This is a genomic window from Pseudomonas sp. FW300-N2F2 (genome assembly GCF_017351655.1).
Classification (GTDB): domain Bacteria; phylum Pseudomonadota; class Gammaproteobacteria; order Pseudomonadales; family Pseudomonadaceae; genus Aquipseudomonas; species Aquipseudomonas fluorescens_AA.
Map to the genome: position 1 here is coordinate 1,220,796 of NZ_JACNDQ010000003.1, position 25,515 is coordinate 1,246,310.

Genomic DNA, 25,515 nt, shown 5'->3' on the forward strand with positions numbered 1-25,515 from the left:
ATGGCAGACACACAAAAGGTAGAGAGAAAGGCGGTGCTGCTGACAGGCATCGACGAGCTGTCACCCAAGCTCGCCGGCCTTCGTGCGAAGGTCGCGAGTTTCAAGCAGAACCTCGACGCCACGGGCCTGGGCAGCCTGGATATTTCCGGTCTGCTGCCCAGCGGCGGCCTGGCCCAGCCCTTTATGGACGGGCTCAAGTCGGCGCTGGCCTTCAAGGACGAAGCGGGCACCGCGAGCGCGGCGGCCAGCGCCGGCCAGGCCCCTGAAGCGTCCCGTATGGCGGCACAGAACCTGGATGGATTGAAGACTTCCATCAGTAACGTGTCGGTGCAGTTCGGCTCGGCCTTGGGACCTGCGGTCAACGCGGTGGCGGTCAGTTTGCAGCCCATGGTCAGCGGCGTGGCCCAGGTGCTGCAGGACAACCCGCAACTGGTACAGGGCCTGGCGAATGGTGTCGTGGCGTTCAACGCGATTCAGATGGCGGTCAGCGGCGCGAGCCAGGCGTTCGAAGTGGTGAACCTGGCCTTGAAGATGAACCCCATCGGTTTGATTGCCATGGGCATCGCCTTGGCGGCAGGGATGATCATTGCCCACTGGGCGCCGATTTCAGCGTTCTTCGCCGGGCTCTGGCAGAGGCTTGCGCCGATTGTCCTGCCGATGGTCGAGTTCTTCAAGACGATGTTCGCCTTTACCCCGATGGGGCAGGTGATCAGCAACTGGGGGCCGATCAGCAGCTTTTTTGGCGCCCTCTGGAATGTGATCGTGGCGGCGGCAACGCCGGTCATCGGTTTCATGCAGACGCTGTTCGCCTGGTCGCCCTTGGGCTTGATCGTTGCCAATTGGGCGCCCCTGACCGGTTTGTTCGCGGCGATCTGGGACCTGCTCAGGGCCTTGACCGTGCCGGTGATGGACGCCTTGAAAGGCCTGTTCGACTGGACGCCGTTGGGACTGATCATGGCCAACTGGGGCACGATCGGTGAAGTCTTCGCCGGGATCTGGGAGGGCGTGCGCAACCAGGTGTCAATCATGCTGGCGGTGTTCAGCGGCCTGTTCGACTGGTCACCCATCGAGGGTCTCGTCAAGCAGTGGGGGCCGGTGGGCGAGTGGTTCAGCCAGTGGTGGAACGAGTTGCAGGCGGTGATCGCGCCGATCAAGGCATTTTTCAACGGCGGCTTCGGCGAGATGATCACCTCGTTCACCGCTAAGGTCGAGGGCTTGACCGAGGCGCAGCGCGCCACCAACGCCGAAGGCAAAGGTGAGCTGGCGCCGGCGTTTTTTGGCGCGGCCAGCGAGCAGCCTCCGGGCCTGTCGTCCAGCCTGGCGCCAGCCTCCGCCAACGTTCCGGCGAAGACCTCGCTGGCGCCGGGTACCTTGCCACAAACCTCCAGCGCCCTGGTGCAACAAAGCGCCGCGAACAATCGTACGCAACTCGAAGGCGGCCTGACCGTGCGTTTCGAAAATGCGCCGGCCGGGTTACGCGCCGACCCACCACAGACCAATCAACCGGCCCTGGCGGTGAGTTCGCGCATCGGCTATCGCTCACTGTCCACAGGAGGCTCCAATGAGCTGGCGTGATCGTTTGTTGCCGGCGTCGTTTCGAGGCGTCGGGTTCTGGGTCGACCAGGCGAAAACCCCGGTCGGCCACAAAGGCCAGTTGCATGAATATCCACAGCGTGACCAGCCGTTTTTCGAGGGGCTCGGCCAGCAGGCGAAGATTCATGAGCTGACGGCGTTCATCGTCGGCCCCGATTGCCTGGAGCAGCGCGACAAGCTGCTCAAGGCCTTGGAGCAGGGCAGCGGTGAACTGGTGCACCCGTGGCTGGGGCGCCTGCAGGTCAAGGTCGGCGAGTGCGACATGACCCAGACCCGTCAGGACGGCGGGTTGGTGACGTTCGCCCTGAAGTTCTACCCCGACCAGCCGCTGCAATTCCCTTCGGCGACGATCAACAGCCAGAAACTGTTGCTGGTCTCGGCCGACAGCTTCCTCGGTTCGGCGGTGCGGCGCTTCGAAGACGCCATGACCTTGATCAAGGCCGCACGGATCGGCATCGCTGACCTGCGCAATAGCCTCAAGGATATCTACGGTGTGATAGAGCAGGAGCTCAAGCCGTTGATCGAGACCTATCGGCAACTCAGCGATCTGGTCAAGGCGGTGAAAGCGTTGCCCAAGGAGGTGGTGGCCGAGTTCAAGGGGTTGCTGGGCGATATTCGAGAACTGAAGGACTTTGCCCGTGACGGCTATCGCGGCGTGATTGCCAGCGTGTCGCAACAGGTGGAGGCCATTCGCAAGGCCGATGCGCCCAAACTCACGACGGGCAAGGACACCACGGCGGCGGCCCAGGCCGTGGCCGACCTGGTGCAGGACACGCTGTTGGTGCAGGCCGCGCAATGGATTGCAGCGATGCCGGTAGCAGCGCCTGCGGTCACGTTGGGTGCCACGCCGTCGGTGGCGCAACAGGCCGTGCAACCGGTCCAGCGCCGGGACGTACCGGTGGCCGACGATGTGCTGGCCCTGCGCGATGCCCTCAACGATGTCATCTGGCAGGCCTCCCTCAAGGCTGATCCGGAGCACTACCAGGCGATGAACAACCTGCGCCAGCAAATGGCCGCGCACCTGACGGCGGTGGCGTCTTCGGGTGTCAGGCTGATCAACCTGTCGTTCAAGCAAAGCCTGCCGGCGCTGGTGGTGGCGTATCAGCAATTCGCCGATGCCACCCGGGTGACGGAGGTGACCCAGCGTAACGGCGTCGCCCATCCTGGTTTCCTGCCGCCCAATGACCTGAAAGTCTCGGGGGAGTAAGCCATGAACGAGCTCGACAACGCTGTCTCGCTTACTGTCGGCGGGTTGGATTACGGCGGCTGGAAAAGCGTGGAAATCAGTGCGGACCTGGAGCGCCAGTTTCGCACCTTCAAACTCGACATCACTTGGCAATGGCCGGGGCAGACCCAAGCCGTGCCAATCCGTCCGGGCGATGAATGCCAGGTGCGCATTGGTGCCGATCTGGTCCTCAGCGGTTATGTGTTCAAGGCACCGGTCAGCTATGACGGTCGACAGATCAGCCTGAGCATCGAAGGTGGCTCCAAGACCCAGGACCTGGTGGACTGCGCCGCGATCAACCGCCCGACTCAATGGCGCGGGCAAACGCTGCTGAGCATCGTCCAGGCCCTGGCATCGCAATACGGCGTGGGGGTCGTCAGCGAGATCCCTGAAACCGCTCGGTTGAGCGAACACAGCATCGTGCCGGGGGAAACGGTCTTTCAATCCATCGACCGTTTGCTGACGTTGTTCCGAGTGTTCTCCACCGACGACGCACAAGGACGTGTGTTGCTGGCCAAACCCGGCAGCGGTGGGCGGGCCAGTGATGTATTGGAGCTGGGCAAGAACATTCTGTCGGGCAACGCACCGATGGACTATAGCCAGGTGTTCTCCGAATATCGGGTCATCGGCCAGCACAAGGGCAATGATCAGCAGAGTGGGGCGGCGGTGAGTGAAGTTTCTGGCACCGCCACCGATCTGGGCTTCAAGCGCAAGCGGGTGACGGTGATCAGCGAGAGCGCGCAATTGACCTTCGAACTGGCCCAGCAACGGGCCGATTGGGAAAGCGCCATTCGCGCCGGCAAGGCCCTGACCACCACCTACCGCGTGCAAGGCTGGCGCCAGGCCAATGGTGACTTGTGGCGGCACAACACCTTGGTACGGGTGATCGACCCGGTGCTGGGGTTCGACGGTGACATGTTGATTTCCAAAGTGACGTACTCGCTGTCGGCACAAGGCTCCGTCACCACCCTGCAAGTCGCGCCGCCGCATACCTTCGACGCCAACCCGGTACCGCCAAAACCCTGAACCCCACCGATGCCTGCCCACCACAGATTCCCTGTGGGAGCGAGCTTGCTCGCGATGGCGGTGGGTCAGCTTGCATGGATGTTGGATGTGCTACCGCTATCGCGAGCAAGCTCGCTCCCACAGTGTTTCGAGAGCGCCCCAAAGTGTCCGCCCACCACAAGTCCCTTGTGGGAGCGAGCTTGCTCGCGATGGCGGTGGGTCAGCTTGCATGGATGTTGGATGTGCTGCCGCTATCGCGAGCGAGCTCGCTCCCACAGTGTTTCGAGAGCGCCCCCAAAGTGTCCGCCCACCACAAATCCCTTGTGGGAGCGAGCTTGCTCGCGATGGCGGTGGGTCAGCTTGCATGGATGTTGGATGTGCTGCCGCTATCGCGAGCAGGCTCGCTCCCACAGTGTTTCGAGAGCGCCCCCAAAGTGTCCGCCCACCACAAATCCCTTGTGGGAGCGAGCTTGCTCGCGATGGCGGTGGTGCAGCCAACAGAGATGTTGATCCGAACACCGCGTTCAAGTCCCCGATTCTCAAGGAAACCTCAATGAGCCTACTGACCCGCCTCCTGGCGCGCGGCACTGTCGTGCTCGCCAATTCGGCCACCAAGCTGCAGTCGCTGCAAATGCGCCTCACCGCCGGCGAAGTGAACGACGACATGGAGCACTTCGAACCCTACGGCTTCACCAGCAACCCGCTGGCCGGTGCCGAGGGCATTGCCACGTTCCTGGGGGGCGACCGCTCCCATGCCGTGGTCCTGGTGGTCGCCGATCGCCGCTTCCGTCTCCAGGCCCTGGCCCCCGGCGAAGTGGCGCTCTACACCGACGAAGGCGACAAGCTCCACTTCAAGCGCGGTCGTGTCATCGACATCGAGACTGCAACCCTGAACATTCGCGCCAGTAGCGCGGTGAACATCGACAGCCCGGTCATCAACCACACCGGCAAGATCGTCTCCCAAGGCGACCAGATCGCCGGCGGCATCAGCCAGATCAAACATGTGCATGTCGGCGTACAGGCCGGCAACGGCCAGACCGGCGCGCCGGCGGGAGGCCAATGATGTTCATCAGCCAGAACCTGCACGCCGCGCTGACCCGCTCGGTACTGATCAGCCTGTTCACCTGGCGCCGCGCCGCTGACGACGATGCTGTCGACGATGACGAACGTTTCGGCTGGTGGGGCGACACCTTTCCTACCGTTGCCGACGACCGCATCGGCTCGCGGCTGTGGCTGTTGCGCCGGGTCAAGCTGACCCGCCAGACCCAGCTCGACGCCGAATTCTATGCCCGCGAAGCCTTGCAATGGCTGATCGATGACGGCCACTGCAGCGCCATCGACATCATCAGCGAACGCCTCGACGCCCAGCGCTTGAACCTGCGCACGGTCCTGACCCTGGCCGACGGCGAGCGCCTGGATATCAACCCCGATAACAGTTGGCAGGTGACCTATGCCGTTTGAAACCCCTTCGCTGCCGGTGCTGATCAAACGCGCCCAAAGCGACCTGGCCAGCGATTCGCTGCGCCAGTCCGATGCCCAAGTGCTGGCCCGCACCCTTGGCGGCGCCGCCTACGGCCTGTATGGCTACCTGGACTGGATCGCCGAGCAGATCCTGCCGGACAAAGCCGATGAGTCCACCCTGGAACGCATCGCCGCCCTGCGCCTGAACCAGGCGCGCAAAGCGGCCCAAGTGGCCAGCGGCAATGTCAGCTTCAGCGCTACGGCCGGTGCCGTGTTGGATGTCGATACGCTGCTGCAATCGACCGATGGCCGCACTTATAAAGTGACCACCGCCCGCACCACCAGCAATGGCCTGAACACCGCCACCGTCGCGGCGCTGGAGGCCGGTAGCCTGGGCAATGCCGATGCCGGCCTGGTGCTGACACCGGTGCAGCCGCTTCTTGGCATCGGCAATCGCTTCACCGTGCTGGCGCCGGGGCTGACCGGCGGTGTTGCCAGGGAAAGTCTTGAGTCCCTGCGGGCCAGGGTGATCCGTTCCTATCGCATCATCCCCCACGGCGGTTCGGCCCAGGACTATGAAACCTGGGCCCTGGAATGCCCCGGCATCACCCGTGCGTGGTGTCGTGGCAGCTACCTGGGACCAGGCACCGTCGGCTTGTTCGTGATGCGGGACGACGACTCACAACCGATCCCCAACGCCGAGCAATTGGAAGAGGTGCGGGCCTACATCGAGCCCTTGCGCCCGGTGACCGCCGAGCTGCACGTGCTGGCGCCGACGCAGGTTCCGGTCAACTACAGGCTGCGCATCATGCCGGACACCAGCGCCGTGCGGGCGGCCATCGAGGCCCAACTGCGCGACTTGCATAACCGTGAAGCCGGCCTCGGCGAAACGCTGTTGCTAAGTCATATCGCTGAAGCCATCAGCAGCGCCACCGGCGAAACCGACCACAAACTCAGTGCGCCAGTCGCCGATGTCGTCGCCGCCAGCAACCAGTTGCTGACGTTCGGAGGCTGCACATGGCTGGAATAAGAACCGCCGAACAGTACCAGGCCCAACTGCGCAGCCTGCTGCCCAGCGGCCCGGCGTGGGATCCGGAGCGCGTGCCGGAACTGGACGACGTGCTGCAAGGCATCGCTCAGGAACTGGCCCGCCTCGACGCCCGTGCCGCCGACCTGCTCAACGAGATGGACCCGGCGGGCGTGAGTGAGCTGGTGCCGGACTGGGAGCGGGTGATGAACCTGCCGGATCCGTGCCTCGGGGCCACGCCGTTGTATGACGATCGCCGTCTGGCGGTGCGCCGACGGTTGTTGGCGGTGGGCAGCCAAGCCATTGCCTATTACGTGGAAATCGCCAAGAGCCAGGGTTACCCCAACGCCACCATCACCGAACTGAAGGCGCCGCGCATGGGCCGCGCACGGTTCGGCGAAGCGCATTTTGGCACCTGGCAGGCGCAGTTCATGTGGACCCTCAATACCGGTGGTCGGCTGCTGCTGGGGCGGCGTTTTGGTGCGAGCTATTGGGGGGAGCGTTTTGGCGTCAATCCGGGCTCGGCCCTGGAATGCCTGATTCACCGCAGTGCACCGGCGCATACCAAGGTTCACATCAATTATGACTAGGGAGTAGACGATGGATTATCCGAAAAGTGTGCCCAGCGCCGGGCTGGTGAGTGGGAAGTTCGTGGATGAAAACCCGCTGACCGGGACGCCGGGGTCGTTGATTCCGGCGGCTTGGGGAAACGGGGTGACACAGGAAATCGTGAATGTCATCAAGGCGGGAGATCTGACGCCAGATGAAACCCAGAACGATCAGTTGCTCGAGGCGATTCAGTCGGTCACCGCCAAGGGCTGGAACCAGGACCTCGCGCTTCCGATCACCGCCTTGCCGCTGCCGACGATTGCAACAGCGGACGCCCGCCTGGCGATAACGCCAACGGCACTGTCAACCAGCGGCGGCCGTGTCTCGATTCCGGCGGGTGTGTACATCAGCATCGGACAAGAGGTGGTGAGTGGACGGTTGGGTCGATCACGTACCTACGTGACGGCGGGCTGGAGCAGCGCCGATTTGTTGCCCAGCGCCAGTTATTTTCTACGAGCACAGGTCATCGGCGGTGTGCTGACGTTCTATATGCAGCGTGGAAGCCTGTATGACATTTTGCCGGAATCCTTGAAGGGTACGGTCAACGGAGCGTCCGGCGGCGGGTTTGCGTCCACCTCCCTGGACATGTGCCTGGCCTGGGTCATGACTGGGGCGCCGGGTTCCTTGCCAACGATTCGCACGATTTACAACCGTGCTCAATTGACCTGGACGCAAACGGTGAATGGCACCGGAGTGGTGTATCTGCCGCTGGATCCGCATGCGCGTGCGGCGCGGCTTGTGGCGGGGAATCCGACACCCTCTCCGAGTGCCGTGACTTCGCTGGCGTTCGTTCAGGCCGGGTGGATTGGGGGCAACTACAGCTATCTGTCTCCCGTCGCGACAACACCCGGCAACAATCCCGGGGGGTGGACAAACCCCGCCAGTCCGTCCATGTGCGTGCTGTTCTCCAGTAACGTCGTCAATGACGTGAGCGTCTCCACGGTCACGGCCAGTTTTGACCATACACAGCTGCGTTCGCTTTGGCAGTCGTACCAGGCCGAGCACACACTCGGCGCAACCAATGCAGACAGTGATGAGTTGCTATTAAGCATGGGGATCAAGGGGCACCAGGCATTGACGGATTACAGCGTGGGTATCGCCGTCAACTTTACCAATGCAATCAATGTTCACCTGTCCTGGGAGCTGATCCGATGAAAGTCATTCAAGAACTGCACCAGTACGAAGATGGACTTCGCCCGCCTGCACCTTCGTCCGCCCATATCTGGGAGGACGGTACTTGGGTACTTAGCGAAGAGAATGCCGCCGAGCATTTACGCCAGGATGCCGAACGCCTGTGCGCCAAGGTCGATACCGCTGCCGACAACGCCCGTCGCACGATGGCCGGAGATCCGTTGCGGGCTCTGGAATACCAACAAGCCGCCCTGGAAGCGCGGGCCTTCAAGGATCAGGGGTATCCGAAAAAAGCCGTCCCGTTGGCCGTTTCTGCGTGGGTCGTCAAAGGGCGCACAGCCAGGCAGGCGGCGGATCAGATGCTCGCCAAGGCCGCCGAATTTGAAGCGAACCTGCTGGCGCTTCGCGAACTGCGGCTCAAGGCCAAGGCGCAAATTCGCGCGCACGTCGCCAAAGGTAACGCGGATCTTGCCGCCCAAGCCGCTGATGACGGACTCGAGGCCATCCGGGCGCTACGCCTTCGCGCGTGATATCCATCTCATAGAGAGAAACAAAACATGGATTATCCAAAAAGTGTTCCCAGCGTCGGTCTGGTGAGCGGTCGGTTCGTGGACGAAAATCCGCTGGCGGGCACGCCTGGATCGCTGATTCCGGCGGTCTGGGGCAACAGTGTCACCCAGGAAATCCTTGGCGTGATCTCGGCGGCCGGTATGACACCCTCCGAAGCGGATACCGGGCAGTTGATCAAGGCGTTGCAAACCATCCTTGGACGCAGCAGCCCGATGCGTTCGGTGATTACACGGTTGTCGGCTTCAAAAGTGTTGACTGCCGAGGAGTTGGGACTTGTGCTGATCGATGCCAGTGCTGGTGTGAACACTGTAACCCTGCCGGCAGCCAACGCGGCGCTTGGTGTTCGCGATGTGATTGTGCGACGTGTGGATAACAGCGGTAACCGCCTGACGGTGCGCGCTGCCGGAACTGACAGGATTAGGTTTCACACTCACTTGGCAGCCAGTGGTTACCCATTCTTGGTGTTGATGGGTAGCGGTGACTGGTGGCATTTGCGCAGTGACGAAGCTGGGGTCTGGTGGCCGGTAAATCGCTTTGATTCGACGGCGCTGGGACGCATTTCCTTCGAGTGCACACGCCAGGTTATCCCCGGTGGGTATGCGGTGCTTAACGGTAATTTGCTGGTGCGTAGCGATTGGCCGTGGCTGTGGGACTTTGCGCAATCGTCCGGTGCGCTAGTGACCGAAGCTGCCAGAGCGGGGAACGAAGGTGCGTGGACTAGCGGTGATGGTGCGACGACCTTTCGACTTCCCGATATTCGTGGCGAGTTCTTGCGCGTGTTGGATGAGGCCCGAGGGGTGGATATTGATCGTTCGGCGGGCAGCAGACAAATGTATGCCCTTGAAAGCCACAACCACTTTTTGCCTACCAGTTCGGGTAGTGCCAATCGTCCGGGGCCTGGTATTGCTGATGGCTCTTGGGACGTGACTCGTGACGTTAATGCTGCTCCTGCAACGGGGATAGTCGGTACGACGTATCCCAATCCACTTTTCTTTTCCAGTGGGGAGCTTGTAGGCAACATCGGCATTTTCAGCACTGAAACTCGCCCTAGAAACATCGCCTATCCCGCCCGAATCAAGCTGATCTGAGGCCATTATGTTTATTTATCTGTTTGACGGCTCCGGTGTTCTATCTGGCCCGATAGAACTTTTCGTAACCCCCGGCATGGGCATTCAAATCCCAAGTAACGGCATCCAGCTTTCCTTCGAATTACCCGCTGCCCAAGAGCATCATTCATGGGTCATGGTGAACGGCGTTCCGCGAGAGATGGTGGACTGGCGGGGGGCGGTTTATCGCAAGGACAACGGCGCTCATTTGCAATGGAACGAGTTCGGCGAATTGCCGGAAATGTACACCGCCGAGCCCTGGCCCGGTAACTATTACGTATGGCGTGATAACGCCTGGGTCTTTGATGAAACGCTGAAACTGGCCGACCTCAAGCGCGAAGGGTTAGCCAAGCGCGACAAACTGCTGCGGGACACGGTTCAGACAATCGCTCCCCTCCAGTACGCCGAAGACATTGGCGACGCCACTGACCAGGAACAGCTGATGTTGATGGAGTGGAAGCTCTACAGCGTCGAATTGAACCGCATCCAGCATCAAACCGGTTTTCCAACCGACATCACCTGGCCAATCGCGCCTGAGTCCGCTGTTTAAACCAACTACTGGTTGGACGACTAAAAAAACGCTCTTTTTTTCCAGGCGCTGTTGGCACGAGTCAACAGCGAGGCTTTCTATTGCCGTTTTCGACCGTTTGAAATTTAAAGGAGAGGAACTTGGATTATCCAAAAAGTGTTCCCAGTGCGGGTCTGGTGAATGGCCGGTTCGTGGATGAGGATCCACTGGCAGGTACGCCGGGATCATTGATCCCCGCCAGTTGGGGGAATGGCGTCACGCAAGAGGTGCTTAATGTCATACAAGCCGCCGGGTTGACGCCGTCGGAACAACTGAACAATCAGTTATTGACAGCATTGCGAGGCAGCGGGTTATTCGCCACCGCTCCACAGTTCGACAACGACAGATCCGTGGCGACTACGGAGTTCGTGAGACGCAGCGGGCTCCAGTATTCCGGCTTTACTGCATACGCGACCAATACCGCGTTGACAGTGGCTCACATCGGCGGTGGCGTCAGTTTCGCTAGTGCGACGCCGATCAGCGCCACGTTGCCCGATACTGCCGGAATCATGCATGGGGCTACGCTCAACCTTATCAATGTGGGGACCGGCGTGGTGACCGTTTCGACGGCCTCGATTGCCGATACGATAGGTCCGTCAAGTGCGGCATTGGGACCGATCGATCTGGGGCGGGGTGAAACAGCGGAGTTCATCAAACTGGACAACCAATGGCGGTTGATCGGCGGCACCATTCTGCTGAAGTACACCTCGTTGTTTTCGGGTCAGCTCGGTAATCCGGGTTACCAGAAATATGCCAGTGGAAACATCGATCAGTGGGGCTTCGGTACGACCGATGCCAATGGCGAGGTCTTCGTTACTTTTCCCATTTCCTTTCCCAACGCCTTTGTCTCGGCAGTGGCGACTCATGCGGGCGGCGATTCAGCCATCGTGATCGTGGTGGGCGGAACAGCCACCCGGCAAGGCGTACGTCTGAAAGTCCGAAACTATGTAGGGCAAGTAGCGGCTGGATGGGGTGTCACTTATTTCGCGAAGGGTTATTGAATGAACGAATTGAGCGTGTTGTTCAGTCCAAGTACCTGTGGGGCTTATGTTCCGGGTATCAATACTTCAGACATTCCCGAAGATGTCATAGAAATCCCTCGGGCTTATTGGCTCTCGCTGCTTCAACAACTGGCTGTTTCGCCCAAGAGAATCTCAGTCAACCCAGACAACGGTTACCCCATTCTCATGGATCCGCCTCCTCTGACGGTGGAGCAGGCTACTGCGAACGAATACGCCTGGCGCAACGGCCAGCTTACGGCCACCGACCGCCTGATAGCCCGGGATCGCGACGAAATGGACGATGGAGGCGGTACAACCCTGGACCAGACGCAATACACAGCGCTCCAAGCTTACCGTCGCGCGCTCAGGGATTGGCCGAAGGATGAGTTTTTCCCGGAAGTTGAACATCGCCCGGTCGCGCCGCCTTGGCTGGCCGGGCAACTTTAACAATCTGTTTTCGATGGTCTGAGCATGGATGACGCAAGCAGTCGCTTCGCATCATCGACGCTGATTTTCTGGATGATTTGCGTGGGAACCCGGGAGGTGGCGGATAAGTTGTAGACCTGGAAGCGCTCGTCGATGACGGAGTCCGCCATCAGCTTCAAGGACGGCAGGATTCGGGTGTGATAGTGCTGGTCAAGGCCGCAGGGTGAACGTTTGCCTTGGGCCGTTTCATAGAATCGGCCTGCGACCTGGTTCAAGTCGAAGCCTACGAGGAACACCTTGTTGAATCCCAGGTGGTAGGCGACCTGCAAGGCCAGGTACATGACGGTTCGCGCATCGAAGCAGCCCGCGGCGATGTTTTTGCTGAAGCCGATGTCTTTGCTGCGTTTGCTCAGGAAAGATGTTTTCCGGACGAGCGACTCCTCTCTGTCAAACAACGTCGTCAGGAAGGAGGCCCTTGGGGCTTTCTTCAGGCTCAGGGTGCGTCCGCTTGGCTGGGTTTCAATGACTTCGAATTGATCTTCCCATAAGGCAACGTTTTCGCTGAGCGCCATGGCCGTGGCAAACAGCTCGGGTTGCTGACGTGGAAAGTCATTATCGGAGCAGACATAGAAGAACGGTTTTATATCGGTGTCGGCGAACATCGATATGGCGCCATTCATGGTGATCATCGGGATGTCTGCAAACTCATGGATGGGGAAATGCTTCGCCGAATTGCCTGAGGCGATAATAAAGACGGGGCCGTTTTTTGTATTTCTCAGTTCATCAGGTGAGATTCGCCTTGGCAGGGAGGCGGGAGGATCCTTGCTATACGATCTATTTGACGTTTCCTTGTTCATCTGTCTTTCCTTGTTCAGATCATCGTTTGTGCAGGGATTATTCGAGTACGCCGCCTTGCCGTTGAAGGGTAGGGTTGGATGCTGGGAGGCTTCCAGGTTTCCCTCGATATCTCAAGGTGTTTCAGGTGGTTACGATCTGCTAATCGACTGAAATTGTTGCTTTTTGTTCAGCGCGGCTTCGTGCAGTTTCGCTCTGAATACAATGCCGGTTCAACATCGCCATCGCTAAGATTGGATTTTTCGACGATGTTCGTCAAACGCGTCAAGGAGAACGCCATGCCCATCACGCCGGCACAACTGCTGCGTATCCTCCCCAATGCCGGCGCTAATGCCGGCATTTTTACACCTGTCCTCAATGCAGCCATGGGCTGCCGCCAGATCGTCGGCCCCAAGCGTGTCGCCGCGTTCCTCGCCCAGGTTGGTCATGAGTCTGGCCAGTTGCGTTATGTACGAGAGTTGGGCAACGCCGTCTACCTGTCGAAATATGACACCGGCCCGCTGGCCCTGCGCCTGGGTAATACGCCCGAGGCGGATGGCGATGGCCTGAAGTACCGCGGCCGGGGTTTGATCCAGATTACCGGCCGGGCCAACTACCAGGCCTGTGGTGAGGCGCTGGGCCTGGATCTGGTCAATGCCCCCGAGTTGCTGGAGCAACCGCAGTGGGCTGCACATTCGGCGGCCTGGTTCTGGTCGATCAATGGGCTCAATGCCCTGGCTGATGCAGGGCACTTCGACAAGATTACCCAGCGGATCAATGGCGGCCAGAATGGCGCGGCAGATCGTCGAGCCCTGTATGCACAAGCGCTGAAGGTGCTCGAATGAGCCCGCTCCTGCTACGGTTCGCTCCGGCGATCGGGCTGGCGCTTTCGCTGGCGGCCGCTGGTGTGACGTGGAAAGTCCAGGACTGGCGCTATGGCAACACCTTGGCGGAGCAAGCCAGGCTACAGGCCGAGACCCTGAATCAATTGACCCTCGCAGCGGCCGCTTCGCAGCAGCATGAAGCCGACAGGCGCCTGGCCCTGGAGCGGCAGCTGTCCGCCAGTGAACAAACCCATTACCGAGCCTTGAGCGATGCCCAACGTGACCAGGATCGCCTGCGCGATCGCCTTGCTACTGCCGATGTCCGGCTGTCAGTCCTCCTCGACGCCAACGATGTTGCCGCCGGTTGTGCAGTGCCTGCCGCCACCGGCGCCGGCGGCCTGGATCATGGCGCCCCACGCGCCCGACTTGACCCGGCGCATGCTCAACGAATTATCGCCATCACCGACGCCGGTGATCGCGGACTGATTGCCTTGCAGGCCTGTCAAGCCTATATCAGAGCGCTGGGTCGGTAATCCGGCGAGCCTTGCAAGCGTCGACTGCTCGTGTACGGTAGGCCTCAATCGTGGGGAATCAGGAGAGCACCATGGACGACATTACCGAACTGGCCGCTGAATTGGGCAGGCGCCTGCAGTTGCTCAATGCCCACGTCACCACGGCCGAGTCCTGTACGGGCGGCGGGATTGCCGAGGCGATTACCCGGATTCCGGGGAGTTCCGCCTGGTTCGAGGCCGGTTATGTCACCTATTCCAATCGCCAGAAAAGCCAGCAACTGGAGGTGCCGGCCCAGTTGTTCGAGAAGGTCGGGGCGGTCAGCCGCGAGGTGGTCGAGGCCATGGCACAAGGCGCCCAGCGCAAAAGCCTGGCGCGTTTTGCCGTGGCGGTCAGCGGGGTGGCCGGGCCGGACGGGGGCTCGCCGAGCAAGCCGGTGGGCACCGTATGGCTCGCCTGGGCCGTTGGCCAGACGCTGATCAGCGAGCAGCGCTTCTTTGCAGGCAACCGCGACGAGGTCCGCCGACAAACGGTGAAGGCCGCGCTAGAGGGGCTGCTGCAACATGCCGCTGTAGAAATCTCAAATCAGGGGTAGGCGATCCTCAATCGCTGTGGAATAATACTGGCTACTTATACAGGTGTTGGCCGTCAGGCCTTATTGATTACGTGAGGACTTTAATGGACGACAACAAGAAGAAAGCCTTGGCTGCGGCCTTGGGTCAGATCGAACGTCAATTCGGCAAGGGTGCCGTAATGCGTATGGGCGATCAGGACCGTCAGGCTATTCCTTCCATCTCCACCGGCTCCCTGGGCCTGGACATTGCGCTTGGCATCGGCGGTCTGCCAAAAGGCCGAATCGTTGAAATCTACGGTCCTGAGTCTTCCGGTAAAACCACACTGACCCTGTCCGTGATCGCCCAGGCCCAAAAAGCCGGCGCGACCTGCGCCTTCGTCGACGCCGAACACGCCCTGGACCCGGAATATGCCGGCAAACTGGGTGTCAACGTCGACGACCTGCTGGTTTCCCAGCCGGACACCGGCGAGCAGGCCCTGGAAATCACCGACATGCTGGTGCGTTCCAACGCGGTCGACGTGATCATCGTCGACTCCGTGGCGGCACTGGTGCCAAAGGCTGAAATCGAAGGTGAAATGGGCGACATGCACGTGGGCCTCCAGGCTCGCCTGATGTCCCAGGCCTTGCGCAAGATCACCGGTAACATCAAGAACGCCAACTGCCTGGTGATCTTCATCAACCAGATCCGTATGAAGATCGGCGTGATGTTCGGCAGCCCGGAAACCACCACCGGTGGTAACGCACTGAAGTTCTACGCCTCGGTTCGCCTCGACATCCGCCGTACTGGCGCGGTGAAAGAGGGTGATGAGGTTGTCGGTAGCGAAACCCGCGTCAAGGTCGTGAAGAACAAGGTGGCTTCGCCGTTCCGTCAGGCCGAGTTCCAGATTCTTTACGGCAAGGGCATCTACCTCAATGGCGAGATGATCGACCTGGGTGTGTTGCACGGTTTCGTCGAGAAGTCGGGCGCCTGGTATGCCTACAACGGTACCAAGATCGGTCAGGGCAAGGCCAACTCGGCCAAGTTCCTGGCGGATAACCCCGAAGTCGCCGCTGCTCTCGAGAAGCAATTGCGTGACAAGCTGTTGAGCCCGGTTGCAGACGTCAAGTCCGTGGCTAATCGCGAGACCGCTGACGATCTGGCTGACGCTGACATCTGATCGATCCGATGACCGCCGTACTCGATACCCTCGTCGCGGTGCGGCGAACCGCGATGGACCTGCTCGCCAGGCGCGAGCACGGTCGGGTCGAGCTGACGCGTAAACTGCGTCAGCGCGGCGCGCCCGACGAATTGATCGACACGGCCCTCGACCGTTTGACTGAAGAGGGCCTGCTGTCGGAATCCCGTTACCTGGAAAGCTTCGTCGCTTATCGCGCCCGCTCCGGCTACGGTCCTTTGCGCATTCGTGAGGAGCTGGGCCAGCGCGGTTTGCAACGGCCGGATATCGAACTCGCCTTGCGCGAAAGCGGTATCGATTGGCAGGAGCAACTGACGGACACCTGGCGTCGCAAGTTCTCAGGGCATTTGCCCATCGATGCACGAGAGCGAGCCAAGCAAGGGCGTTTCCTGGCGTACCGAGGCTACTCCATGGAAATGATCAACCGCTTGTTCAGCGGTCGCGGCATGGATGATTAATTAGAAAACGGCCCGCTATTTCGATAGCGGGCCGTTTTTTTATGGGCTCAGGTTACCTTGATCGGCTCCCAGGTAAGGGGGTGGGGCTTTTGGGCGGGTTGGGCCCAGTTTTCCGGCAGGTTGATGTAGTCCACCAATTCCCTCAAGCGACCATGATTGCGGGCGTTGAAGGTGAACGTCAGACGTGTCAGATGACTGAACCGGGCCTCGTCGTGCTCTTCACCGCTGTAGTCATGTTGATGAAAACAATCGTTCAGGCACAGGTCGGCGAAATCTACCTGCATCTGCTGCAGTGCCTGTTCGCTTAGCTTGTGATTCATGCGGATCACGAACTGATGCTTGAGCCAGCGACTGGAGTGGAAGTTGCGGTAGAACTGATTGATCTCCTCCACGGCCTCTTCGGCGTTGTACACCAGGCGCATGAGCTTCATGTCGGTGGGCAGGATGTAGCGATTTTCTTCCAGCTGCTCGCGGATAAAGTCCAGGGCGCTTTGCCAGAACTTGCCCCCGGGAACATCCAGCAGGACCACCGGTACCAGTGGGCTTTTACCGGTCTGGACCAGCGTCAGGACTTCCAGCGCCTCATCCAGCGTGCCGAAACCGCCAGGGCAGAGCACCAGTGCATCGGCCTCCTTGACGAAAAACAGCTTGCGGGTGAAGAAGAAGTGGAACGGCAGCAGGTTCGACGTGCCTTCAACGGTCGGGTTTGCGTGCTGTTCGAAAGGCAGGGTGATATTGAATCCGAGGCTATGGTCACGCCCCGCGCCTTCATGGGCAGCGGCCATGATGCCACCGCCGGCACCGGTGATGACCATCATGTCCGAGCGGGCCAGCGAAGCGCCCAACTCTCGGGCCAGGCCGTACAGCGGATGTTCGATAGGCGTTCGGGCCGAGCCGAAAACCGTGACCTTGCGCCGGCCCTTGAATTGTTCGAGCGTACGGAAGGCGTGTTCCAATTCCCTCAGTGTCTGCAACGTGATCTTGGCATTCCAGCGGTTGTGATCTTCCTGGGCCATGCGCAGCACTGTCAGGATCATGTCACGGTAAATGGGGAGGTTGGGGCTGTTGGGAGACACCAGGTTGAGTTGTTCTTCGACCTTGCGGGTGAGGTCGTGGCCGTGGTTCTCAAAATGACGACTGAGCAGGTCATTCGGTTTATAAGGCATTCAACTTCTCCTTCTTAACAGGACCCTGGCCCGGATGAGAGATTCATCAGGGCCACGACACTTCGTGTGTCGTCGTCAGCCCAGGCAGCTGCCTGGAGGTTGACCTGGCTTGACGCGGTCTGCAGCAGGGCGACCAAGCCATCCAGCGGGTTCTGTTTTTCCCTTTTGATGAAAACAAGCACGCCAAGGTGTTGGCTGGGCAGCCTCTTTCTGCCCGATGCAAATACTCAGAATACTTCTGAATCTAGCCGATCTTTGCTGTCCTGATCATGGCGCTCAAAAGTGACCGTTGGCAACCGCTGGATAAGTGCACCTCAATATAGCGCCGCTCGTCAGATTGCCGCCCGGGTGTGTGCCGCTCTGATTTACTGATAACAAGCGTGCCAATGCAATTTGGCGCTCAGGGCTGGTGCTACGTGATGGATTGAAGCGGACGGGCATGGAGGCGGGAGAGATGACCAGGGTGACTCTGGAGCTCGACAGGCAGTTGTACTTGATGCTGTTGGAATCGGCGCAGGCCAATCGAGTGAGTCTTGAGGAGGAATGCTGTCGTCGACTGGGAGGGCGGGCATGGCGCTCGCGCTACCTGCAGGCGCTGGTAGCGGAATTGCGCGCCGACGATGAGCAGCGGCGCGCAAGCTCGGGTTGATTACTTCTTCGTCTTGGCGGGTTTCGGGCAATCCGATTCCTGGAAGCGCTCGGTCGCGACCGGGCGGTTGGTCTTAACCTCGGTGAATTCGTAGCGCATTGTCGCGCCCTTGGCCATCAACTTGCGAAAGCCCGGATTGGTGCACACCGTGGAGCCCAGCTGGAAATACACGGCCTTCGGATCGGCGCGCATTTTCTGGGCATGGCTGCTTTGCACGCTGAGGTGGTTGATCAGCTCGGTGCCTTCGACGGTATACCCCTGGTCGAGAATGTCTTCGTTGATCGCCCGCGGCGTACCGACGCTACTTTCCTTGGCAACGTTCTGCAGCATCTTGTTCAGTTCGAGTTCTTTCAGCGAGGCAGCCTGAGCGCTGAAGGACGTCGCCAGCAGAACGGCAACGGTAGGGACGATAAGGCGCAGCATGAAACTCTCCTGGTTCAGTGACTGGTGGTTCGACCGATCACATGACTGTGCGTTCAGTGGTCGGGGATTATAGGGGAGCCCGGGTGGACGGTACAGGCTCGTGCGCTCTGGTAGACTGCCGGCCTTTATTGCCCTGCCGAGTGTTGTTCGTGTCGAGTTTTCCTGTCTGTCGGCGTCGCCCACGATGAATCACGCCCCTAACGCCGTAGCCCGCCTGCGCGACCAGCGCATCGATGAAGGGATCAAGCCGATCCAGGCCCGAGGCTGGCGCGCCCCCCGTTGCAGCGCCTGCCGGGTGATCGAGAGCCATTGCCTGTGCGCCTGGCGTCCGAGCGTCGAAACCCGTTCCGGGGTCTGCCTGATCATGACCAACAAGGAAGTGTTCAAGCCGAGCAACACCGGTTGGCTGATCGCCGATGTGGTGCGCGACAACCATGCCTTCATCTGGTCGCGCACGGAGATCGATGAGCAACTGCTGGCGTTGCTGAACGATCCGCAATGGCAGCCGTACCTGGTGTTTCCGGGTGAATACGTCGAGCCATCGCGGGTCACCCACACGGTGGACCTCGATCAGTCCAAACGCCCGTTGTTCATTCTGCTGGACGCGACCTGGACGGAGGCGCGGAAGATTTTCCGTAAAAGCCCGTATTTCGACCGGCTGCCGATCCTGAGCCTGCTGCCCGACAAACTGTCGCGCTACCGTTTGCGTCGTTCGACCCGTAGCGAGCACCTGTGCACTGCGGAAGTGGCGGCGTTGTGTCTGGAGTTGGCGGGGGACAGCGACGCCGCGTCGGCCCTGGATGCCTATTTCGATGTGTTCAGCCAGCATTACCTGGGCGCCAAGGGCCAGCAGGAGGTCAACGTATCGACCCCGGCCCATGCCGAGTTGCGACCCTTCATTCGTACACCGCACACGGTATTGGCTCAATAGTGGCCCATACTGGACTCAGGGGCGGCCGTGCTGCTTGACCACCCCGGCTTCGCTGGGCATGCTTGGCGCCGACCAGGGCGCCGCCCGTGTTGAAACGTCATGTTTGGCGTTGCACGTGCCCTGTGGATGCCGCCGCAGGGCGATGTCTTGAGTTGTCTTGGCGAGGCGCGAATGCTTCGGGCCTGCCATTAAAAACAGGATCATTTGAAAAATGGCCACATACGAAATCCTGATTGCCGATGACCACCCGCTCTTTCGCAGCGCGTTGCATCAGGCGGTGACCCTGGGCCTTGGCCCGGATGTCCGATTGACGGAAGTGGCCAGTATCGCGGAACTGGAGGTCCAGTTGACGGCGAAGTCCGATTGGGACCTGGTGCTGCTGGATCTGAACATGCCCGGTGCCTATGGTTTTTCAGGGCTGGTGCTGTTGCGCGGCCAATACCCGCAGATCCCCGTGGTCATGGTCTCGGCCCAGGAAGAAGCGTCAGTGATGGTCAAGGCCCGGGAGTTCGGCGCCAGTGGCTTCATCCCCAAGTCCAGCTCCCTTGAAATGATTCAAAAGGCCGTGAAGGCGGTCCTGGACGGCGATGTCTGCTGGCCGCCCCAGGCGTTTGAAGCCGTGAGCGTGTCCGAAGAGGCCAAGGCCGCCAGCGCGGGCCTGGCCAGCCTTACGCCGCAGCAGTTTCGAGTGTTGACCATGGTCTGCGAAGGCCTGCTGAACAAGCAGATTGCTTATGAACTGAACGTGTCGGAGGCTACTATCAAGGCCCACGTCACGGCGATCTTCCGTAAACTGAACGTACGCACCCGGACCCAGGCGGCCCTTCTGCTGCAACAACTTGAGTCAATTTCGCCGCAGACTTAATGCGCTGCTTCACGCTTTTTTGACCGGGTTTGAATTAGTTTCTCCACTCCTTTTCGATCAGTTGCTCACTCTATGTCACCTTTTAAAGGCCAGACCGGCCTGAAACGCATCCTCAACGCCTCCGGCTATTCCTTGGACGGGCTGCGCGCGGCTTTTGTCGGCGAAGCGGCTTTCCGTCAGTTGGTGTTGCTCAACGTCGTATTGATTCCGTTGTCGTTCTTCCTGAACGTCAGCCGTGTCGAACAGGCGCTGCTGATTGCTGTGTGCCTGCTGGCATTGATCGTGGAATTGCTCAACTCGGCGGTGGAGGCGGCCATCGACCGCATCTCCCTGGAGCTGCACCCGTTGTCGAAAAACGCCAAGGACATGGGCAGCGCTGCCCAGTTCGTCGCCCTGACGATGATCGCGTTGGTGTGGGGCCTGATCCTGCTGTAACGGCTCAGGCAATGGCCGGCAGCACGATTTCGTCGCTGCGCTGGGCCCCGGCGGTGAACGCCCGGCACAATTCGAGAAATTCGCGCATGGCCGAGGTCTGGTACTTCTGTTTGTGCCAGATGAAATAGAACTGCCGCGCCAGGTCCATGTCCGGTGTTTCCACCGCGACGAGGCTGCCGCGGCGGAAGGCGTCGCGCAGGGCCAGGCGTGAGATGCAGCCAATGCCCAGGCCGGATTCAACGGCGCGCTTGATCGCTTCGGTGTGTTCCAGCTCCAGGCGGATATTCAATGCGCTGCGGTGGTGGCGCATGGCCTGGTCGAAAGTCAGTCGCGTGCCCGAACCCTGTTCCCGCAGAATCCAGGCTTCATGGGTCAATTCTTCCATGGTCGCCTGGCCGCGCTTGGCCAGTGGGTGTTGAGGGGCGCAGAACACCACCAGTTCGTCCTCGACCCAGCTTTGCACTTCGATGTCCGGATGGCTGCAGTCGCCTTCGATTAGACCCAGATCAATTTCATAGTGGGCAACCTGGTGCACGATATTGGCAGTGTTCTGCACGTGCAGCTTCACCTGGCTTTCCGGATGGCGCTGCATGAACCCGCCGATCAACAAGGTCGCCAGGTAATTGCCGATGGTCAGCGTCGCACCGACCGCCAGTGAGCCGAAACCGGACTTGCCATTGAGCAGGTCTTCGATCTCCTTGGCCTGGTCCAGCAGCGCCACTGCCTGGGGCAGCAGCTGTTTGCCCAGGGCATTGAGGCTCAGGCGTTTGCCGGCACGGTCGAACAGCTGGCAGCTCGATTGCCGCTCCAGTTCGGTGATGGAGGTGCTGGCCGCCGACTGCGACAGGTTGAGTTGGCCCGCAGCGCGAGACACGCTTTCTTGCTGGGCGACGGCGACGAAGACTTGAAGTTGACGTAGAGTAAATCGCATATCGATATAACCGATAACCCTTATCTTAATAATCCATTTAACAGATATTGTCGCCGCCATTAGAATGCGATGCAATTGCGCAGATTATCGGCGCAGGCATCATTCCCAGGAGTCCCCGTACATGAGCAACATGAACCACGAGCGTGTCCTCAGTGTTCATCACTGGAACGACACTCTGTTCAGCTTCAAGTGCACCCGCGATCCGGGCCTGCGCTTCGAGAACGGTCAGTTCGTGATGATCGGCCTGCAACAGCCCAACGGCCGCCCGCTTATGCGCGCTTACTCGATTGCCAGCCCGAACTGGGAAGAGCATCTCGAGTTCTTCAGCATCAAGGTGCCCGATGGTCCGCTGACTTCCCAGCTGCAGCACCTGAAGGAAGGCGACGAGATCATCATCAGCAAGAAACCCACCGGCACCCTGGTGCTGGACGATCTCAAGCCTGGCAAGCATTTGTACCTGCTCAGCACCGGTACCGGCCTGGCGCCGTTCATGAGCGTCATCCAGGATCCGGAAACCTACGAGCGTTTCGAAAAAGTGATCCTGTGCCACGGCGTGCGTTACGTCAATGAAGTCGCTTACCGCGAATTCATCACCGAGCACTTGCCGCAGAACGAGTTCTTCGGCGAAGCCCTGCGTGACAAGCTGATCTACTACCCTACCGTGACGCGCGAGCCGTTCGAGAACGAGGGCCGCCTGACCGACCTGATGCGCAGTGGCAAGCTGTTCCGCGACATCGGCCTGCCACCGATCAACCCGCAGGACGACCGCGCCATGCTGTGCGGCAGCCCGAGCATGCTCGACGAGACCAGTGAAGTGCTCAACAGCTTCGGCCTGACCGTTTCGCCGCGTATGCGCGAGCCGGGTGACTACCTGATCGAGCGGGCGTTTGTAGAGAAGTAAGCTGTTGTGGTGACTGATAGATCGCCATCGCGAGCAAGCTCGCTCCCACAAGGGATGTTCATTGAACACAGATTCTCTGTTCACAACAGACCCAATGTGGGAGCGGGCTTGCTCGCGATGGCAGCGACTCGGTCCAACTGACACAGCATAAAAAAGCCCGCGCCGCCTGATAAAGGCCGCGCGGGCTTTTTCGTTCCCGGGTTTTATTTAACGGCAGGAACGACTTCCAATACCCGGATCACCCCCGGTTGCGGGTAATGCCAGCGAACGTCCACATCCCAGAACTGCGCACCGTATTCCCGTTCGGCTGTGGGAATCTGGTACGCCGGGCGTGGGTCTTGGGCCAGGCATTGTTCAATCAACTCCACCAACGGTTCTTCCAGGCGCTTGGCATGCTCGTGTGCTTGAACCAGGGCGGTGTCCGCCCATTGCACCGCAATCAACTCAGGCGCGGCGCTGGCGATGCTGTTGGAGGCCGAGTCGATGATATCGGCGTAGGGCACGTAGGGCTTGATGTCGAGCACCGGCGTGCCGTCCAGCAAATCGATACCCGAGAGCCACAGGCGCCCGGCTTCGACCCGTTCCAGCTTCACGACCGACTGGCCAATGCCGTTGGGGCGATGGGTGGCGCGGGTGGCGAACACGCCCATGGACTTGTTACCGCCCAGGCGTGGCGGTCGCACTTTCAAGCGTGGCTTGTCCTCCAGGGCCTGGTGGAACAGGAACAGCAGCCAGACATGGCTGACCTGCTCCAGGCCTTGCACCGCCTCGCCCTGGTCGAACGGCGCCACCAGTTCCAGCACACCGCGTGCGGCCGGAGCCAGTTGCGGTTGGCGGGGGATGGCGAACTTCTCCTTGAAGCAGGAGCGGACGAAGCCGATGGGAGAGACGCTGTAGGTCATGGGTTGGGATCGAGGCGAGGTTGAAAGGGCATCATAACGCGAGGGGCGGGGTTGGCACTGTTCTCTGTGGCGAGGGAGCCTGCTCCCGCTGGGCTGCGAAGCAGCCCCCCGGTGTTGTCTGACACACCGCGAGGGGACGCTGCGCGTCCAGCGGGAGCAAGCTCCCTCGCCACAAAAGCCCCCAGGATTCAGCGGTTCTTCAAAACAAAAGTTTTCAGGATTCAGCTGTCCTTCAAAGTCAGCCGCGAACGCGCAGCGTCAGGCCCTTGAGGAAGTTGCGCAGCAATTGGTCGCCACACGGGCGGTAGTTGGTGTGGCCGAACTTGCGGAACAGCGCGCTCAGTTCCGGCTTGGACACCGGGAACTCGGCGGCCTTGAGGATGGCGTGCATGTCGTCTTCCTTCAGCTCGAAGGCCACCCGCAGTTTCTTGAGGATGATGTTGTTGGTCACCGGCACTTCGATCGGCTGCGGCGGACGGCTTTCGTCCTTGCCACGCTTGAAGATCACCAGGCCATCGAGAAAATGCGCCATGACCTCGTCAGGGCAGAACACGAAGCCTTCTTCCTCGTCTTTCTTGAGGTAGCCCGCCAGGTCCGCCAGGGAGACGTCCAGGCCGCCCAGCTTGATGATCTCGATGACTTTCTTGTCGCTGATGTCGAGCATGTAGCGCACGCTGCGCAGTACGTCGTTGTGAATCATGTGTGCAGTCCTGATCAATCGGCAGTGGGCGCCTGCGTTCGGTGCGGCGCCGGAAAAAATTAGAATTTCTCTTTGGCAGACAGGTAGCGCCACTGGCCCAGCGGCACCTTGCCGATGGACACGCCGCCGATGCGGATGCGGCGAATGGCGACGACCTTGAGCCCGACCGCCTGGCAAAACAGAGCAATTACGCCGGGCTGCGGGTTTTTCATGGCAAAGCGCAGGCGGTTCTCGTTCTGCCAGCTGGCCTTGACTGCCGGCAGCTCCTTGCCCTTGTAGGTCAAGCCATGGTTCAGGCGATTGAGGCCATGGGCGACCATGTCGCCTTCGACTTCCACCACGTATTCCTGCTCGATCTTGGCGGCGTCGGCGGTGAGTTTGCGCAAGATCTTCCAATCCTGGGTGAACACCAGCAGCCCGCTGGCGTTGGCTTGCAGATCGGCACTGGCGGTCAGGCGCAGGAAATGGCCCTTGAGCGGCCGCTTGCCGAAGCGATGTTCTTCGCTCAGGGTCTGCGGGCCGAGGGAGGCCATCGCGGTGTCTACGTCCATGCCCGCCGGGACGTTCAGCAGGAGTGTCACCGGCTCTGGCGCGGTGGCCTTGGCCTCGGCGTCGAGTTCGACCTTCTGGGTCGTTACCTTGAACTGCGGCTCGTCGATCACTTCGCCATCCACGGTGACCCAGCCGCCCTCGATGAACAGCTCAGCCTCGCGACGGGAACAGCCGACGAGTTCGATGAGGCGTTTGGAGAGACGAATCGGGTCAGTCATGACGGGGGCCGTAACAAAAAGAGGGTGGGCATTGTACCTGCCTGGGGCCGGTTAATCGCGGGTCCATTTGCCTCATGCAGCTTTTAGGCGCGTCCGGCCTTCAGGTCGGGCTGCTTGTAGCGCATGTGCAGCAGTGGGTAGGGCTGGTTCATGCCATCTTTTGCCGAGCGCCCGACCACTTCGAAGCCTTGCTTGAGGTAAAAGCCCAAGGCTTGCGGGTTCTGTTCGTTGACGTCCAGTTGATCGGCGTTCAGGTGTTCCATGGCATAGCGCAGCAACAGCTTGCCCAGGCCCTGGCCACGGTGTTGCGGGTCGATGAAGAGCATCTCGACCTTGCCAGCCGCGACACCGGCGAAACCGGTGATCCGCTGGCGCGCGTCCCGGGTGCAAATGAGCATCACCGCATCCAGGTAACGGGTGAGCACCAGGTTCTTCAGCAGTTCGATGTAGCTGTCTGGCAGAAACTCATGGGTGGCCCGCACCGAGGCTTCCCAAACCTGGGTCAGTTCCTGGTAATCGCTCGGTTTCGGTGTATGGATGACCGAATGCTGGCGCATGTCCGCCTGTTCCTTGTGCTGGATGTGCTGGGTTTCTCCATACGATAGCCGTAAAAAAGCCCCGCATCCTGTGAGGATGGCGAGGCTTTTCAATTTTTCGGCGATGAAAGAACTTGTGGGAGCCGAGCTTGCTCGCGATAGCGTCGTGTCAGCCAACATTCATGCTGATTGATGCACCGCTATCGCGA

32 protein-coding genes are annotated in these 25,515 nt (G+C 60.3%); 23 read left to right on the plus strand and 9 right to left on the minus strand.

Going from position 1 to position 25,515, the window contains the following annotated elements; all coding sequences use genetic code 11:
• The 13 genes from J4E63_RS26095 (at window position 1) to J4E63_RS26155 (ending at window position 11,743) form a co-directional block, all read left to right on the plus strand.
• Window positions 1-1,575 (plus strand): phage tail protein, encoded by a 1,575-nt coding sequence (locus J4E63_RS26095; protein ID WP_207283738.1) that lies wholly within the window; start codon window positions 1-3, stop codon window positions 1,573-1,575.
• A complete protein-coding gene (locus J4E63_RS26100; RefSeq protein ID WP_207283739.1) occupies window positions 1,562-2,800 on the plus strand; it encodes a DNA circularization protein in 1,239 nt (412 codons plus the stop codon). Before J4E63_RS26095 ends, J4E63_RS26100 begins: the two co-directional genes overlap by 14 nt.
• 3 nt (window positions 2,801-2,803) lie before the next feature.
• Window positions 2,804-3,844 (plus strand): phage baseplate assembly protein, encoded by a 1,041-nt coding sequence (locus J4E63_RS26105; RefSeq protein WP_207283740.1) that lies wholly within the window; start codon window positions 2,804-2,806, stop codon window positions 3,842-3,844.
• Window positions 3,845-4,376: 532 nt separating this feature from the next.
• Complete coding sequence (locus J4E63_RS26110) at window positions 4,377-4,886, plus strand: phage baseplate assembly protein V (protein WP_072410595.1); 510 nt, start codon at window positions 4,377-4,379, stop codon at window positions 4,884-4,886.
• Window positions 4,886-5,284: a phage GP46 family protein gene (locus J4E63_RS26115; protein WP_072387841.1), complete on the plus strand. Its 399-nt coding sequence runs from the start codon at window positions 4,886-4,888 to the stop codon at window positions 5,282-5,284. Before J4E63_RS26110 ends, J4E63_RS26115 begins: the two co-directional genes overlap by 1 nt.
• A complete protein-coding gene (locus tag J4E63_RS26120; protein WP_207283741.1) occupies window positions 5,274-6,314 on the plus strand; it encodes a baseplate J/gp47 family protein in 1,041 nt (346 codons plus the stop codon). Before J4E63_RS26115 ends, J4E63_RS26120 begins: the two co-directional genes overlap by 11 nt.
• Window positions 6,302-6,901 (plus strand): YmfQ family protein, encoded by a 600-nt coding sequence (locus J4E63_RS26125; RefSeq protein WP_060738955.1) that lies wholly within the window; start codon window positions 6,302-6,304, stop codon window positions 6,899-6,901. Before J4E63_RS26120 ends, J4E63_RS26125 begins: the two co-directional genes overlap by 13 nt.
• Before the next feature lie 10 nt (window positions 6,902-6,911).
• Entirely contained in the window at window positions 6,912-8,075 is a 1,164-nt protein-coding gene (locus tag J4E63_RS26130; protein WP_207283742.1) for a phage tail protein, read from the plus strand.
• The gene (locus J4E63_RS26135; RefSeq protein ID WP_207283743.1) at window positions 8,072-8,581 is read left to right on the plus strand and encodes a phage tail protein; all 510 of its coding nucleotides are present in this window, start codon (window positions 8,072-8,074) and stop codon (window positions 8,579-8,581) included. The genes J4E63_RS26130 and J4E63_RS26135 overlap by 4 nt, the downstream gene beginning before the upstream one ends.
• A 27-nt stretch (window positions 8,582-8,608) precedes the next feature.
• A complete protein-coding gene (locus tag J4E63_RS26140) occupies window positions 8,609-9,709 on the plus strand; it encodes a tail fiber protein (RefSeq protein ID WP_207283744.1) in 1,101 nt (366 codons plus the stop codon).
• A 7-nt stretch (window positions 9,710-9,716) separates the two neighbouring features.
• Window positions 9,717-10,277, plus strand: a complete 561-nt coding sequence (locus tag J4E63_RS26145) for a tail fiber assembly protein (protein WP_207283745.1) — start codon at window positions 9,717-9,719, stop codon at window positions 10,275-10,277.
• 119 nt (window positions 10,278-10,396) lie between these two features.
• Complete coding sequence (locus J4E63_RS26150) at window positions 10,397-11,296, plus strand: phage tail protein (RefSeq protein ID WP_207283746.1); 900 nt, start codon at window positions 10,397-10,399, stop codon at window positions 11,294-11,296.
• Window positions 11,297-11,743 (plus strand): phage tail assembly chaperone, encoded by a 447-nt coding sequence (locus J4E63_RS26155; protein ID WP_207283747.1) that lies wholly within the window; start codon window positions 11,297-11,299, stop codon window positions 11,741-11,743.
• Here J4E63_RS26155 and J4E63_RS26160 read toward each other — a convergent pair.
• The gene (locus J4E63_RS26160; protein WP_259334250.1) at window positions 11,740-12,579 is read right to left on the minus strand and encodes a lipopolysaccharide biosynthesis protein; all 840 of its coding nucleotides are present in this window, start codon (window positions 12,577-12,579) and stop codon (window positions 11,740-11,742) included. The two genes, J4E63_RS26155 and J4E63_RS26160, sit on opposite strands and share 4 nt — an antisense overlap.
• A 276-nt stretch (window positions 12,580-12,855) precedes the next feature.
• On the opposite strand from J4E63_RS26160, the gene J4E63_RS26165 reads away from it, so the two are divergent.
• From J4E63_RS26165 to recX, 5 genes are all read left to right on the plus strand, one after another.
• On the plus strand, window positions 12,856-13,401 hold the full coding sequence (locus J4E63_RS26165; protein WP_207283809.1) for a glycoside hydrolase family 19 protein: 546 nt from the start codon (window positions 12,856-12,858) through the stop codon (window positions 13,399-13,401).
• The gene (locus tag J4E63_RS26170; protein WP_207283748.1) at window positions 13,398-13,913 is read left to right on the plus strand and encodes a lysis system i-spanin subunit Rz; all 516 of its coding nucleotides are present in this window, start codon (window positions 13,398-13,400) and stop codon (window positions 13,911-13,913) included. The genes J4E63_RS26165 and J4E63_RS26170 overlap by 4 nt, the downstream gene beginning before the upstream one ends.
• 71 nt (window positions 13,914-13,984) lie before the next feature.
• Window positions 13,985-14,485 (plus strand): CinA family protein, encoded by a 501-nt coding sequence (locus J4E63_RS26175; RefSeq protein WP_103308739.1) that lies wholly within the window; start codon window positions 13,985-13,987, stop codon window positions 14,483-14,485.
• An 83-nt stretch (window positions 14,486-14,568) separates the two neighbouring features.
• Complete coding sequence (gene recA / locus J4E63_RS26180; RefSeq protein ID WP_003198351.1) at window positions 14,569-15,621, plus strand: recombinase RecA; 1,053 nt, start codon at window positions 14,569-14,571, stop codon at window positions 15,619-15,621.
• 8 nt (window positions 15,622-15,629) lie between these two features.
• Window positions 15,630-16,097: a recombination regulator RecX gene (recX, locus tag J4E63_RS26185; RefSeq protein WP_053118941.1), complete on the plus strand. Its 468-nt coding sequence runs from the start codon at window positions 15,630-15,632 to the stop codon at window positions 16,095-16,097.
• A 47-nt stretch (window positions 16,098-16,144) separates the two neighbouring features.
• On the opposite strand, the gene J4E63_RS26190 is transcribed toward recX, so the two are convergent.
• Window positions 16,145-17,263: a TIGR00730 family Rossman fold protein gene (locus tag J4E63_RS26190; RefSeq protein ID WP_207283749.1), complete on the minus strand. Its 1,119-nt coding sequence runs from the start codon at window positions 17,261-17,263 to the stop codon at window positions 16,145-16,147.
• Between the two features lie 454 nt (window positions 17,264-17,717).
• Between J4E63_RS26190 and J4E63_RS26195 the strand changes: the two genes are divergently transcribed.
• Complete coding sequence (locus tag J4E63_RS26195; protein ID WP_003198357.1) at window positions 17,718-17,912, plus strand: hypothetical protein; 195 nt, start codon at window positions 17,718-17,720, stop codon at window positions 17,910-17,912.
• Here J4E63_RS26195 and J4E63_RS26200 read toward each other — a convergent pair whose 3' ends face one another.
• Window positions 17,913-18,335, minus strand: coding sequence for a quorum-sensing-regulated virulence factor family protein (locus J4E63_RS26200; protein ID WP_003198359.1), 423 nt, complete (start codon window positions 18,333-18,335; stop codon window positions 17,913-17,915).
• A gap of 184 nt (window positions 18,336-18,519) precedes the next feature.
• Between J4E63_RS26200 and J4E63_RS26205 the strand changes: the two genes are divergently transcribed.
• Entirely contained in the window at window positions 18,520-19,266 is a 747-nt protein-coding gene (locus tag J4E63_RS26205) for a tRNA-uridine aminocarboxypropyltransferase (RefSeq protein ID WP_207283750.1), read from the plus strand.
• 15 nt (window positions 19,267-19,281) lie between these two features.
• Here J4E63_RS26205 and J4E63_RS26210 read toward each other — a convergent pair whose 3' ends face one another.
• A complete protein-coding gene (locus J4E63_RS26210; RefSeq protein ID WP_207283751.1) occupies window positions 19,282-19,485 on the minus strand; it encodes a hypothetical protein in 204 nt (67 codons plus the stop codon).
• Between J4E63_RS26210 and erdR the strand changes: the two genes are divergently transcribed.
• Entirely contained in the window at window positions 19,478-20,131 is a 654-nt protein-coding gene (gene erdR, locus J4E63_RS26215) for a response regulator transcription factor ErdR (protein WP_207283752.1), read from the plus strand. The genes J4E63_RS26210 and erdR overlap by 8 nt on opposite strands.
• Before the next feature lie 72 nt (window positions 20,132-20,203).
• Entirely contained in the window at window positions 20,204-20,566 is a 363-nt protein-coding gene (locus J4E63_RS26220) for a diacylglycerol kinase (protein ID WP_053118952.1), read from the plus strand.
• A gap of 4 nt (window positions 20,567-20,570) precedes the next feature.
• Here J4E63_RS26220 and J4E63_RS26225 read toward each other — a convergent pair whose 3' ends face one another.
• A complete protein-coding gene (locus J4E63_RS26225; protein WP_024617637.1) occupies window positions 20,571-21,497 on the minus strand; it encodes a LysR family transcriptional regulator in 927 nt (308 codons plus the stop codon).
• 121 nt (window positions 21,498-21,618) lie between these two features.
• On the opposite strand from J4E63_RS26225, the gene fpr reads away from it, so the two are divergent.
• Complete coding sequence (gene fpr, locus J4E63_RS26230; protein WP_003184787.1) at window positions 21,619-22,398, plus strand: ferredoxin-NADP reductase; 780 nt, start codon at window positions 21,619-21,621, stop codon at window positions 22,396-22,398.
• Between the two features lie 203 nt (window positions 22,399-22,601).
• Here the strand turns inward: fpr and tsaA are convergent, their stop codons facing one another.
• The 4 genes from tsaA to J4E63_RS26250 all read right to left on the minus strand — a co-directional run bounded on the left by tsaA (window position 22,602) and on the right by J4E63_RS26250 (window position 25,327).
• Window positions 22,602-23,300, minus strand: coding sequence for a tRNA (N6-threonylcarbamoyladenosine(37)-N6)-methyltransferase TrmO (tsaA, locus tag J4E63_RS26235; RefSeq protein ID WP_207283753.1), 699 nt, complete (start codon window positions 23,298-23,300; stop codon window positions 22,602-22,604).
• Between the two features lie 238 nt (window positions 23,301-23,538).
• Entirely contained in the window at window positions 23,539-24,000 is a 462-nt protein-coding gene (locus J4E63_RS26240; RefSeq protein ID WP_053182473.1) for a DUF1456 family protein, read from the minus strand.
• A 59-nt stretch (window positions 24,001-24,059) separates the two neighbouring features.
• Window positions 24,060-24,770, minus strand: a complete 711-nt coding sequence (locus J4E63_RS26245) for an rRNA pseudouridine synthase (RefSeq protein WP_060738941.1) — start codon at window positions 24,768-24,770, stop codon at window positions 24,060-24,062.
• Between the two features lie 83 nt (window positions 24,771-24,853).
• Complete coding sequence (locus tag J4E63_RS26250; protein ID WP_207283754.1) at window positions 24,854-25,327, minus strand: GNAT family N-acetyltransferase; 474 nt, start codon at window positions 25,325-25,327, stop codon at window positions 24,854-24,856.
• Window positions 25,328-25,515: the final 188 nt, after the last annotated feature.